At 67.7% G+C, this 12479-nt stretch carries 12 protein-coding genes; 8 read left to right on the plus strand and 4 right to left on the minus strand.

Going from position 1 to position 12479, the window contains the following annotated elements; translation table 11 throughout:
* Positions 1 to 111: 111 nt before the first annotated feature.
* Positions 112 to 2781: a phosphoenolpyruvate carboxylase gene (locus HDC95_RS00965; RefSeq protein WP_259061320.1), complete on the minus strand. Its 2670-nt coding sequence runs from the start codon at positions 2779 to 2781 to the stop codon at positions 112 to 114.
* An 81-nt stretch (positions 2782 to 2862) separates the two neighbouring features.
* Between HDC95_RS00965 and nhaA the strand changes: the two genes are divergently transcribed.
* The 4 genes from nhaA (at position 2863) to HDC95_RS00985 (ending at position 7027) form a co-directional block, all read left to right on the plus strand.
* Positions 2863 to 4029 carry a Na+/H+ antiporter NhaA gene (gene nhaA / locus HDC95_RS00970; protein WP_259061321.1) on the plus strand — a complete coding sequence of 389 codons (1167 nt, stop codon included), beginning with the start codon at positions 2863 to 2865 and terminating at the stop codon, positions 4027 to 4029.
* A 20-nt stretch (positions 4030 to 4049) separates the two neighbouring features.
* Complete coding sequence (locus HDC95_RS00975; RefSeq protein WP_259062176.1) at positions 4050 to 4709, plus strand: MazG family protein; 660 nt, start codon at positions 4050 to 4052, stop codon at positions 4707 to 4709.
* Between the two features lie 200 nt (positions 4710 to 4909).
* Entirely contained in the window at positions 4910 to 6169 is a 1260-nt protein-coding gene (locus HDC95_RS00980) for a HisS family protein (RefSeq protein WP_259062177.1), read from the plus strand.
* Between the two features lie 48 nt (positions 6170 to 6217).
* Entirely contained in the window at positions 6218 to 7027 is an 810-nt protein-coding gene (locus HDC95_RS00985) for an SGNH/GDSL hydrolase family protein (RefSeq protein ID WP_259061322.1), read from the plus strand.
* On the opposite strand, the gene HDC95_RS00990 is transcribed toward HDC95_RS00985, so the two are convergent.
* Positions 7002 to 7514, minus strand: a complete 513-nt coding sequence (locus HDC95_RS00990; protein WP_259061323.1) for a glyoxalase/bleomycin resistance/extradiol dioxygenase family protein — start codon at positions 7512 to 7514, stop codon at positions 7002 to 7004. The two genes, HDC95_RS00985 and HDC95_RS00990, sit on opposite strands and share 26 nt — an antisense overlap.
* Before the next feature lie 81 nt (positions 7515 to 7595).
* Between HDC95_RS00990 and HDC95_RS00995 the strand changes: the two genes are divergently transcribed.
* Entirely contained in the window at positions 7596 to 8366 is a 771-nt protein-coding gene (locus HDC95_RS00995) for a helix-turn-helix domain-containing protein (RefSeq protein WP_259061324.1), read from the plus strand.
* A 29-nt stretch (positions 8367 to 8395) separates the two neighbouring features.
* On the opposite strand, the gene HDC95_RS01000 is transcribed toward HDC95_RS00995, so the two are convergent.
* Both HDC95_RS01000 and HDC95_RS01005 read right to left on the minus strand, forming a co-directional pair.
* A complete protein-coding gene (locus HDC95_RS01000) occupies positions 8396 to 9622 on the minus strand; it encodes an APC family permease (RefSeq protein ID WP_259061325.1) in 1227 nt (408 codons plus the stop codon).
* Positions 9623 to 9659: 37 nt separating this feature from the next.
* Positions 9660 to 9956, minus strand: a complete 297-nt coding sequence (locus tag HDC95_RS01005) for a DUF4442 domain-containing protein (RefSeq protein ID WP_259061326.1) — start codon at positions 9954 to 9956, stop codon at positions 9660 to 9662.
* A 202-nt stretch (positions 9957 to 10158) separates the two neighbouring features.
* On the opposite strand from HDC95_RS01005, the gene HDC95_RS01010 reads away from it, so the two are divergent.
* From HDC95_RS01010 to HDC95_RS01020, 3 genes are read left to right on the plus strand one after another with little or no spacing between them, the layout of a single operon-like run.
* The gene (locus HDC95_RS01010; protein WP_259061327.1) at positions 10159 to 10509 is read left to right on the plus strand and encodes a GntR family transcriptional regulator; all 351 of its coding nucleotides are present in this window, start codon (positions 10159 to 10161) and stop codon (positions 10507 to 10509) included.
* A complete protein-coding gene (locus tag HDC95_RS01015) occupies positions 10506 to 11510 on the plus strand; it encodes a DUF1648 domain-containing protein (RefSeq protein WP_259061328.1) in 1005 nt (334 codons plus the stop codon). The genes HDC95_RS01010 and HDC95_RS01015 overlap by 4 nt, the downstream gene beginning before the upstream one ends.
* The gene (locus HDC95_RS01020) at positions 11507 to 12448 is read left to right on the plus strand and encodes a CPBP family intramembrane glutamic endopeptidase (RefSeq protein ID WP_259061329.1); all 942 of its coding nucleotides are present in this window, start codon (positions 11507 to 11509) and stop codon (positions 12446 to 12448) included. The genes HDC95_RS01015 and HDC95_RS01020 overlap by 4 nt, the downstream gene beginning before the upstream one ends.
* The last annotated feature ends 31 nt before the right edge of the window (positions 12449 to 12479 follow it).

The raw sequence follows: 12479 nt of genomic DNA on the forward strand, positions 1-12479 counted from the left end.
TTTCTGAAGAGTGTGGCTGAAGGGGCGATCGTGTCGCGAGAGAAGGCGTGCCGGGTCGGGCACGAGATTTCACCCTATCGCGGCTGTTTCCATGATGCGCACCACGGTCGATCACCCGGTGTTCTGCAGGCCGGCGGCGACGCCGCTGACCGACAGAAGCAGCAGACGTCGCTGTTCGTCGTCTGATCCGGATCCGGGAGCCGCCGAGCGCAGCTCGCGCAGTGCACGCAGCTGCAGGAGCGAAAGCGCATCCACGTACGGGCTGCGCAGCGTGACGGCGCGCTGCAGGATCGGCTTGTTCTCGAGCAGTCCGTTACCGCCGGTGAGACGGATGACCCACTCCTTCGTCAGGGTGAGCTCGTCGAGCACCAGCTGCGCGAGGTCGTCGCGGTCACCGAGCGCGAGGTAACGACGGGCGATGCGCTCGTCGGTCTTCGCGAGGCTCATCGCGACGTTGTCGATCATGGTGCGAAGCAGCGGCCAATCGCGGTAGGCGTCCTTCAGGAGCGCCTCGTCTCCTACGCTCTCCAGAGCCGTTCCGAGACCGAACCAGCCGGCGAGGTTGATGCGGGCCTGAGTCCACGCGAACACCCACGGGATCGCCCGGAGGTCCTCCAGCGATTCCACCGAGAGGCCGCGGCGTGCCGGGCGCGAACCGAGCGCGAGCAGCCCGATCTCTTCGAGAGGCGTTACTGTCGCGAACCACGGCGCGAAGCCCTCGGCCTTGACCAGCGCGAAGAACTTCTCGCGCGAGGTCTCATCCATCACACGCGCGACCTCGGCGAAGCGGGCCGCAGCGCCGCTGGTGCGCTCCTCGACACTCGGTGACGACGCCAGCAGGGTGGCGGCGGCGACCTGATCGATGTGGCGCATCGCGATCGCCGGTTCGCCGTAGCGGGCGAAGATCGTCTCGCCCTGCTCGGTGAGTTTGAAGCGTCCGTCGACCGAGTGCGGCGGCTGCGCGAGGATCGCGGAGTTCGCCGGCCCGCCGCCTCGTCCGAGCGCGCCGCCTCGGCCGTGGAAGAGGGTCAGGGCGATACCGGCCTCCTTCGCCCACAGGGCGATCTTCTCCTGCGCCTCGTAGAGCGCGAGGTTCGCGGCCACAGGGCCGACGTCCTTCGAGGAATCGGAGTAGCCGAGCATCACCTCGAGGCGATTGCCGGTGGCGGCCATACGAGAGCGGAACTCCGGGAATCCGACGACCTCCGCGAGGATGCCGGGGGCTGCCTGCAGGTCGGCGAAAGTCTCGAACAGCGGCACGACGTCCAGCACCGGCACGTCATCACCGAGCGCGTGACGGGCGAGGCGGTGCACGTTCGCGAGGTCTTCGGCCGACTGCGTGAACGAGACGACGTAGCGGCCTGCCGCTCGCGGCCCGTACGTGCGCTGGATATCGGCGATCGCGCGGAAGACGTCCAGAACCTCAAGCGTCCTCTCGCTGCGCTCTCCGCCGGCGTCGAGCTCGGCCAGAGCCTCCCGGTGCACCTGCGAGTGCTGACGCACCTCGAGTTCGGTGAGATGGAAACCGTAGGTCTCGACCTGCCAGATCAGGTGCTGGACGCCGCCGAACGCGTGCCGGTTCGCCCCGGATGCAGCCAGCGACTCCTGCACGGCGCGCAGATCGGCGAGCAGCTGCTCCGGGTCGCTGTAGGCACCGTCTCGACCCGAGCGGGTGCGCGCGATGCGGCCTGCCAGCGCGAGCAGAACGCGGCGGTGCGGCTCTTCCGGTGAGCGCGCGGCGATCTCGGCTGCGGCGCTCTCGTCCGTCTCGACGAAGGACTCCCACAACGCGACCACTGCCGCGCTGGGCGGAGTGCCCTCCGCATCGAGTGTGAGACCGCGGCCGATGCGCTCGATGGCGCGCTCCAGACCGTGCAGCACATGGTCGGAGGCGATCTGCGCAGCTTCGCGGGTGACGGATGCTGTGACGAAGGGGTTGCCGTCGCGGTCGCCGCCGACCCACGAACCGACCCTCACGAACGCGGGAACGACCGGAGCGCTCGCCCCGGAGTCATCGCCGCGCAGGGCGTCGTCGATGCGGCGGTAGACGTGCGGAACCGTGGTGAAGAGGGTCTCGTCGAACACCGACATGACCGTGCGCACCTCGTCGGTGGGTGACGGCTTCTGCGCGCGCAACGGCGCAGTGCGCCAGAGCGTATCGACCTCCTCGAGCATGCGCCGTCGGGCGCGGTGCTGCTCGGCTCCGTCGTCGCTCGCGCCGTCGTGCTGCGTGAGCAGCTCGGAGAGCCGGCGGATGCTGGCAGAAACGGCGCGGCGCCGCGCCTCGGTGGGGTGCGCCGTGAACACCGGATGAAAACGCAGATCTTTGAGACGGCGCGTGGCCTCTTCGTCGCCGATCTCGCGGCGCAGCTGCGCGTATGCGGTCGCGACCGTGTCCACAGCATCCTCGCGCCCTGGCTGACCGGCGCGCTCACGCAGGATGCGTACACGCTGGTGCTCTTCGGCGAGGTTCACCAGATGGAAATAGCACGTGAACGCGCGTGCGACCTCGTCGGCCCGCTCGACGGTGAACGAGTCAGCGATCTCACTGGCGCGCTCGAAGGCGTCGGCGCTCTCTTCCTCGTACGCCTGGATGGTCGCCAGCCGCAGCCGCTCGACGTCGTCGTACAGCCCGGTGCGCCCGCTCTCGCGCAGCACCTGACCGAGCAGTGCGCCGAGCATGCGCACATCGGCACGCATCTCGTCTGGGATCCCGCGACCGGCTTCGAATCGACCGATGACGCGGATGGCTTCTGTGTTGGTGGGCTCAGGAGTCACCATTAGAGGTTATCGCCGAGCGGGGAGGCTCCTGACCATGTGACGGCCGGGGGCGGCCGCAACGACGGGCATAGCATAGGAACGATGTCCGATTCCAGAAACCTTCTGCGCACCCAGCAGTTTCCCGCGGTGCTCCTTCTCATCGCGGCCGGTCTAGGGCTGCTGCTGGCGAACCTGCCCACGTTCGGCGCGATCGATGCGGTGCTGGGCGCTCATCTCACCATCCCGGTGGTCGGTATCGATCTCTCGGTGGCGCACTGGATATCAGACGGGCTGCTGGCGATCTTCTTCTTCATCGTCGCGATGGAGCTGCAATACGAGCTCACACACGGTGAGCTGAACTCCTTCCGCAAGGCGGTGCAGCCGGCGATCGCCGCGGCGGGTGGTGTGATCGTTCCGATCGCCATCTATCTCGTGATGGCCGGTGGCGAGAAGACCGCATCCGGCTGGCCGATCCCCACGGCGACCGATATCGCCTTCGCGCTCGGAGTGCTCGCGGTCTTCGGCAAGGGACTGCCGCCGGCCGTACGAGTGTTCCTTCTCGCTCTCGCGATCCTCGACGACATCATCGGCATCATCTTCATCGCGGTGCTCTTCGCACACGATCTGAACTGGCTGTATCTTCTGCTCGCGTTGGTCGGCGTGATCATCTTCGGTGTGCTGTCCAGGACGCTGCCAGACGAACGCTCCCGGCTCGCCGTCACCGCGATGGTCATCGTGGGCGTCCTCGTCTGGGGGCTCGTCCTCCTGTCCGGCGTCCACGCCACGATCGCGGGTGTGATGCTGGGACTCGCGATGGCGCAGGCGCCCGCCATGCCTACGAGGCACGCGCTGGAACCGTGGGTGAACGGCGCGATCCTGCCCATATTCGCCTTCGCCGCCGCCTTCGTCGTCATTCCTGCGGTGTCGCCGTCGGAACTCTCTCCGGCATTCTTCGCCATCGTCGTCGCGTTGCCCGCGGGCAAGATCATCGGCATCATGCTCTTCGGGTGGGTCGCCGTGCGGATCGGCTCGCGCAACGGCCCGCCGGCGCTCACGATAACCGACCTGCTTGCCGCCGGTGCGTTGGGCGGCATCGGCTTCACGGTGTCGCTGCTGCTGGCGAACCTCGCATTCGCTGACGACACGGGAGTCCGTGACCAGGCGATCCTCGGTGTGCTGGTCGGGTCGTTGATCGCTGTCGTCCTTTCGGGCATCGTCGTCTCGTCGAGAGCCGCGTGGTATAGGCGCACGGCGTCAGCCAGTTCTTGAACACAGGAGCAGTGATGACCATGAGTTCTGATGCGCTGCGCGAAGCGGCTGAGACGATGCGCGCGGTGCGAGAAAGGTGCGTGTGGTCGCAGCAGATCACCCATCGAGATCTCGTGCCGTACCTGATCGAGGAGTCGCACGAGGTCATCGACGCCGTCGAAGACGGCACGCGCGCAGACCTCCGCGAGGAGCTGGGAGATCTGCTCTGGCAGGTGCTGTTCCACGCCGCGATCGCCGCGCAGGACCCCGACGATCCCTTCGGCATCGACGACGTGGCACAGACGCTGACGGAGAAGATGGTCAGGCGGCACCCGCATGTCTTCGGCGACGAGGTGGCGACCACGCCCGAGGAGGTGCTGGTGCACTGGAACGCGGCCAAGTCCGCGGAGAAGCGGTCGCGCATCAGCGTTCTGGATGGCGTGCCGCGCGGCATGCCGGCGCTCGCGCTCGCGCAGAAAGTGCTTGGTCGGGCGGCACGGGTCGGGGCCGGCGACGACGTCGCGCTCGCCGCTCACGATGCTGCCGAGGTCGGAGCGGCACCGGAATCCGAGGAGGAGCTGGGCGACCTGCTGTTGATGCTCACAGCCACGGCCCGCGAGAACGGCTGGGATGCCGAGCGCGCACTGCGCGAGCGTCTGCGCCTGCTCGAGGACGACGTCCGCGCGGTCGAATCCCGCTGAGCACGTCCACCTGCGGGAAAACCCGGACGATCCGGTGTGTCGATGGCGCGTCGCACGCTGACACGCCGGTGACACGCCAACCGGTCCTGGGTTTCCCATCCGGTGCGTACGAGCCGCACGTCGTCGACCGCGCCCGATCCGGAACACGCTCGAGACCTGGAAAGATGTAATCCGTGGCTACTGTGAACGCGCCGCGCGGCATGCGCGACATCCTCCCCGCCGACAAGGCCCGCCGCGAGCGTGTACTCGCCGTGATCCGCGAGCGCTACCTCGCGCACGGCTTCGACGAGATCGAGACGCCGGCGCTGGAGGAGTACTCGCGTCTGCACTCCGGCATGGGCGGCGACAACGAGAAGCTCGCCTACAACGTGCTGCGCCGAGGACTGGACGCCGAGTCGATCCGTCAGGGCGCAGAAGACCCTGCCGCGCTCGCCGATCTCGGTCTGCGCTACGACCTCACGGTTCCGCTCGCACGATTCTTCGCGAGCAACCGCGGGCAGCTTCCCGGGGTCTTCCGCGCCATCCAGATCGGTCCGGTCTGGCGAGCGGAGCGCCCGCAGAAGGGTCGGTATCGCCAGTTCGTGCAGTGCGACATCGACATCATGGGCGACGATTCCTCGCGTGCCGAGGCCGAGCTGATGGTCGCCTCGCTCGATGCTCTCGATGCGCTCGGCCTCGACGGCGCTAGCGTGCGCATCAACGACCGTCGCGTGCTCGACTGGATGCTGGATGCCTTCGGGTTCGCCGCCGACGAGCGCCCCGGCGTGCTGATCACGATCGACAAGCTCGACAAGATCGGGGCGGACGGCATCGTCGCAGAGCTCCGCGAACGCGGCGCGACGGCATCCGCGGTGGAGGCCTTCGACGCGTTCCTGCGTCGCCCGCAGACGATGGAGTACAACCCGTTCGGCGAACGCCAGATCCGCAAGGCGCTGCCGGACAACGCCCCGGATGACGTCGTCGGACACCTCGTCGGCATCGGCGATGCTGTGGCAGCGGGACGCGCGATCGAGGGCGACATCCCGCTCGTGTTCGATCCGTTCCTGGTGCGTGGGATGGGTTACTACACCGGCACGATCTTCGAGCTCGCGCATCCTTCCGTGCCGTATTCGCTGGGCGGTGGTGGACGCTACGACGGCATGATCGGCCGCTTCCTGGGCCAGCAGGTGCCTGCGGTCGGGTTCTCGCTCGGCTTCGAGCGTCTCGTCGATCTCGTCGAGCTCGGAACGGATGCCGATGCTCAGGCCGTCGTGCTCGTACACGACGCCGATGTACCCGTGGCGGAACTCGTCGCGCACAAGGCCGCGCTGATCCGTTCCGGCTCCCGCGTGCGCCTCGAGCGTCGGGTGAAGAACTTCAAGGCGCTGCTCGAGCGGTCTGCCGCCGATGGCTACACCGCTTTCGCGACGGTCTCGGCCGGTGCCGAGGTCGGCTCGCTGGAGCTCAAGCCGCTGACCTGACCATCGACGTTCACGCCGCGTTCATTCCCGCACGGTGCAATGTTGCGCATGGCACGAGTGCGCATCTCGATCGCCCTGGCGACGGTGGTGGCCTCTGCGATCGTGCTGGGAGGGCGGTCGCTGCTCGCGCATCAGGCAGCCATCGCCCGGAGGCGCATCGGCAAGCCGCTCGGGGAGCAGTCCCTGGTCGCCGATCGCGTGTGGAAACGGGCGCTCGACGGCCGACCGATCGAGCTGCTGCTGCTGGGGGACTCTCTCGCGGCAGGACTGGGCGCAGAGCACCGCAAAGAGACGCTCGGCGGACGCGTCGCCAAGGGACTCGCGAAGCGGATGCAGTCCCCGGTGCGACTGCGGACGGCGGCGGTCGTCGGCTCGGAATCGTCCGCACTCGCGGCGCAGCTCGATGCGCTCCCCGAGGACTACCGGGCCGACGTCGCGGTGATCGTCGTCGGGGGCAACGACGTCACGCACACGATCTCGCCATCTGCGGCAGGCGAGCGATTGGAGCAGGCGATCATCCGGCTCCGGGCCGCTGGCACAGCAGTCGTCGTCGGCACCTGCCCCGATCTCGGCACGCTCCAGCCGGTGCCGCAGCCGCTGCGAGCGCTGCTGTCGAGGATGTCGCGCCGCCTGGCGTTGGAGCAGACCAAGGTTGCGTGGCGCACCGGAGCAGTTCCGGTCGACCTGCGGCAGGTGCTCGGCCCGACCTTCCACGATCAGCCGGACGAGATGTTCAGCCTCGACCGATTCCATCCCAGTGCCGCGGGCTATCGTGCCACGGCCGACGCGTTGCTGCCGGCGGTGGTGACGGCGTTGAAGTCCGCCGCCGATCTCACTCCGCTGGCTGCTCCGCGCTGAATGTCGCTGCCCATTCCTCCACGCGCTCGGCGCTCTCGGCCGGAGACAGATCCTCGACGCGGCTCATCAGCGACCGGCGGACGCCGAACGGATCGCGGATGCTCGCGAAGCGGTCTCCCGAGACGAAATCGGACGGCGCTTCCCGCACGGTCGCTCCGGCGGCCTCGGCGCGGGCGCAGACCGCATCGACGTCGGGCACATACAGACCGAGCGAATAGCAGTCGCTCTCGCCAGAGGGCGGAGGCACGAGCTGGTAGTCCGGGCTCGGCTCGCCGAGCTGGAGCAGTCCGGACCCGAAGTCGAGATCCGCGTGGACGACGACTCCGCCCATCTCGGTGATGTCGATGACCGTCGCCCCGAAGATGTCGCGATAGAACTCGATCGCGCCGGCTGCTTCGGGGATCGCGAGGAACGGAGTGAGCGAGGTCGCGTTATTCGGGCGGCCGTTCGTGGTGTGGGTGCCGGTGAGGCCTGATGTCATGTTCATGCCTTCACGCTACGAAGCAGGCCCGAGGTGGCGCTTGGAGATTCACGACACGATGTCGTATGCCGTGACTATCGTCAGGATATGATCGACGTTCAGCTGGGGATCCTGTATCCGGCGCGGATGCCGGAGTTTCACAGGCTTCCGCCGCCGGCGGAGGCCGCGCAACTCGTCGAGTGGTTCTGGATCCCGGAGTGGAACATCGAACCCGGTCGCACATCGCGGCAGCATGTCGTCGCGTATCCCGCGCTCAACCTCGTCGTACAGCCGGGCCGCGTCGAACTCGTCGGCGCGTCCACCAAGGCGACGCATCGCGATCTGGTCGGGAGGGGATGGGCTGTCGGCGCGCTGCTGAAGTCGGCATCCGTGGCGGTGCTCGTCGACGATCCGTCGGCGCTCCGCGACGACTCGACGACTTTCCATGCTCCAGAGCTGCTCGCCGCGGTGACGCAGGCGATGGAGGCCGGGGAGGACATGCATCGCGAGCGTGCGGCGCAGGTGTTCGCCGACTGGCTCATCGAGAGGATCGGGCACGTGGCAGCGTCCGCTCGGCAGGCGAACGAGATGGCGACGCTTCTAATGGCGGATGCCGCGATCACCGCTGAGGACGCAGCGGCGCGCCTGTCGATGTCGCTGCGGACACTGCAGCGGCTCGCACACCGGCATGTCGGGCTGCCGCCCGCCGCCATGATCCGGCGTCGACGCCTGCAGGAGGCGGCGCAGCGGGTTCGTGAACTTCCGGATGTCGATCTGTCGACGCTAGCAGCCGAGCTCGGATACGCAGACCATGCTCATCTCGCGAATGACTTCCGCACGGTACTGGGCATCGCACCGAGCGCCTACCGGTCGTCCTGACGCGGAAACCCTGGCGGTGCGGCACCTACTCAGCTGGCGACCCGCAGCCGCAGCCTCCGATACACCACCCCGAGGACCACGACGCCTGTGCCGATCAGTGACGCGAGGATCGGCAGGGTGTTCACCAGCACCAGGCAGCCGAGCACCCCGAGCACCTGCAGAGCGCGCGGATAGCGTCGAGCCGCCCCGGACTGACGGAACGCCGCGGCGTTCGCGATCAGGTAGTACAGCAGCACTCCGAAGGACGAGAATCCGATCGCATTGCGGAGGTCGGCGAACAGCACGATGACGATGACGATGAGGGCGATCGCGATCTCCGCCCGACGCGGCACCTGCCACCGCGGGTGCGCGGTGGCGAGGTACTTCGGCAGGTCGGATTCTCTCGCCATCGCGAGCGTCGTGCGACCGATTCCCGTGAGCAGGGCGAGCAGCGCGCCGAGGGATGCCGCCGAGGCTGCGATGCGAACGACCGGCGCGAGTGCCGACCAGCCCGCGTCATCCACGACCGCGGCGAGTGGCGCAGTGGACGATGTGGCATCCGCGCCGAGCGTGAGCAACACCACGACGGCGATGAGCGCGTACACGATGACCGCACCGGATAGAGCGAGAACGATCGCTCGGGGGATCGTGCGCGCGGGGTCGACGACCTCTTCGCCCATCGTGGCGATGCGGGCGTAACCGGCGAACGCGAAGAACACCAGCCCGGCGCCCTGCAGCACCCCATAGGCAGTGAGGTCCGGCAGGGGAGCGGGCGACGCGGAAGGCGCGACGTTGAAGCCGGCGGCGACCACGATGGCGAGCCCGAGCAGCGAGGATATGACGAGGATGCGGGTGAGAAGCGCAGTTCGAGTCACTCCGAAGCAGTTCACTGTGGCCAGGGCTGCGACGGCGACGATCGCGACCGGCACCTGCCAGCCCTTTGGCGCGGCGTACGCGGCGAACGTCAGCGCCATCGCAGCGCAGCTGGCGATCTTGCCGATCACGAAGCACCAGCCCGCGATGAATCCCCACCACGGGCCGATCTCTGCGCGCGCATAGGCGTAGGTGCCGCCGGAGACAGGATGTACCGCGGCGAGCTGTGCGGACGAGGTGGCATTGCAGAATGCCACGATCGCGGCGATCGCGAGCGCGGCCAGCAGCCCGGAACCGGCGACTTCGACCGCAGGGCCCCACACGGAGAACACACCGGCTCCGATCATCGAACCGAGGCCGATGGCGACAGCATCGGGGAGCGTCAGGCGACGTGCGAGTTCCACCCGGTCATCGTGGCACGCGATGGTGAACGAATGGGTTTCAGGGCTGGCGCGCCGCCGTGATGCGCTTCTTCTCGCGGATGTAGACCTCGCGCCGGACCTTCGCGACGACGTCGCCGTCGCGGTCGGTGATCACCGTCTCGAACCACTCGAGCACCTTGGCGCCGTCCTTCGCGCGCGCGCGGAGCTCGGCCGCCTTCTCAGGAGAGACATGGAACTCCGCGGTCAGAACTCCGCGCCCCGGCTTGACGAACTCGATCTCGCCGCGGGTGTCCCACACGACGTAGTCGCGGCCGAGCTGGTGCATCACGAGCATGAAGAAGTAGGGGGCGGTCATCGCCGATATCGACCCGCCGAAGGATGCGGATGCCGCTGAACAGATTCGGAGCCCACAGGCTCATGCCGGTGGCGAGGCGACGGGGAGTGATGCGCATGTGGTCAGTGTGGCGCAGCGCTGTCGCGGCACAAAGTGAAGTGGAGGGTTGTGACAACTGTTCTAGTTGAACTAGAATTACTGTAATTGGAAAGTCGGGTGTCGGATGCTGATCAGAATCGATGCGGAGAGTTCGCGGCCGCTGTTCGAGCAGGTCGCATCATCCGTTCGCGGCGACATCCTCGCCGGGCGCCTCTCGCCTGGCGACCGGCTGCCTTCTGCGCGCGAAGTCGCGGAAGCGCTCGACATCAACCTGCACACCGTGCTGCGTGCTTATCAGCAGCTCCGCGATGAGTCGCTCATCGACCTGCGTCGAGGTCGGGGAGCGATGGTGTCGGCTTCAGCCGCCCCGCTCGCCGAGTTGGCCAGCGATGTCGCAGCGCTCGTGCGCCGCGCCGCCTCGCTGGGAATCTCGCCCGCCACGCTTGCCGCCCTCGTCACGGAGATCGAATCATGAACACCGCCGTCACCATCGAAGCAGACGTCCGCCGCGCCCGCCGTGCGTTCCTCATCGTCGGACTCGTCGTCCCGATCCTCATCGCGTCCGCAAGTGTCGCGTTCCTGCTCGCGTGGCTGCCTGATCTTCCGGAGCGGATCGCCACGCATTGGGGTCCGGACGGGCCCGACGGCTTCGCCGGACCGATGCTCCTGCTCTGGATGCAGCTCGGCCTTGGGATCGCGGTTCCGCTGCTGATGACCATCCCCGTCCTGCTGATGATGCGCAGCGCCTGGGGTCCGGTCTGCCGTTTTCTCGCGTCGACGTCACTCGGAACAGCCGTGTTGATCGCGGTCTCGTCCGTAGGATCTGCCGCGATGCAGCGCGAATCGGTCGACGTCGGATTCGGCATCGGGACGGTCATAACGATGGCCGTCGCCGGGATGGTCCTGCTGGGCGTGATCGGATGGTTCATGCAACCCAGGGTGATCACTTCGCCGCCATCAGGGCCGGACGCGACAGGTCGGCTCCAGCTCGCAGCGGGCGAGCGTGCGGCGTGGTTCGGCACGGCAGCGATGGCGCGACCCGGTGTCATCGCGCTGGTGATCTCCGTGCTGCTTCTGATCGCGACCACCGCGTGGACGATGGTGCTCGATTCGGGAGCAGGCTGGCTTCTCGCAGTCGTCACGCTCTTGGTGATCGCCTTGATCCTCACGACGCTCGTCTTCCGAGTGCGCGTCAACGCTTCAGGCCTTCGCGTGCGCTCGATCGCTGGGTGGCCACGATGGGACACCCCCGTGTCGGACATCGCCGATGTGAAGGTCGTTCAGGTCAACCCCATGGCCGACTTCGGCGGATGGGGTCTGCGTATCGCCGTCGACGGCCGTAAGGGCGTCGTGCTTCGCGCCGGCGAAGCACTGCAGGTCACGCGCACCACTGGACGCGTGTTCGTCGTCACGATCGATGATGCTCGCACCGCGGCATCCGTTCTGATCAGTGCCATGAAGGGAACCGTCTCATGACCCGTATCCGCCCAGCCGCAACGATCGCGTTCATCCTGCTCGCCTGCGGGTTGGCCTGGTTGGCCGCCCTGCCGATGTGGCTCGACCGGGGGCTGACCAATCCGCTGTCCACAGTGCTCATCCCGGTGATGATGTTCACACCGGCGCTCGCCGTCGTGGTCGTGATGCTCACGATGCGTCCCGTGCCCAAGGGCGAGCGGCTCCGCTTTCTCGGCATGTGGCCGCTGCGACCTGCCAAGCGCGTGGTGTGGATGATGGTGCTCGGACTCTTCGGGCCCGTGCTCCTCGTAGCCCTCAGCGTCGTCGTCGCCGCGCTATGCGGTTGGGTGACACTGGACCTCGTGCACTTCTCGGGTTTCGCTGAACAGCTCGAGGCGTCGTTGCCTGCCGGTGTGCCCGCGCCGCCGGTGATGGCCGTGATCCTCTCGCAGCTGCTCATGATCCCGTTCGCGGCCGCGACCATCAACGCCGCGCTCGCGTTCGGCGAAGAGCTCGGCTGGCGGGGCTTCCTCGTGCCGGCGCTGCGCCAGTACGGCACCTGGCCCGCGCTCGTCATCAGCGGCCTGATCTGGGGGCTGTGGCATGCGCCGGTCATCCTGCTCGGGTACAACTTCGGACGGACGGACATGACCGGCGTGCTGCTGATGACCGCAGGGTGCCTCGCGTGGGGTGTGCTGCTGGGCTGGCTGCGACTGCGGTCGGCGTCGCTGTGGCCGGCGGTCTTCGCGCACGGTGCGATGAACGCCGCCGGAGCCCTCATCACCTTGCTGTTCGCTGCCGGTACCACGTTCGATATGGCGCTGGCTGGGCCACTCGGAGTCGCGGGCTGGATCGCATGTGCGATCGTCGTGGTCGTATTGGTTCTCGCCGGGCAGTTCCGCCGGCAACCCGAACTGGATGGAGCAGTGGGGCGGATGCTGTCCGCACCGCGTCAGTGAGACCTTGACGTCGCAAGGCCAGGGGAGTTGG

It is taken from the genome of Microbacterium sp. AK031, from assembly GCF_024807145.1.
Lineage (GTDB): Bacteria > Actinomycetota > Actinomycetes > Actinomycetales > Microbacteriaceae > Microbacterium.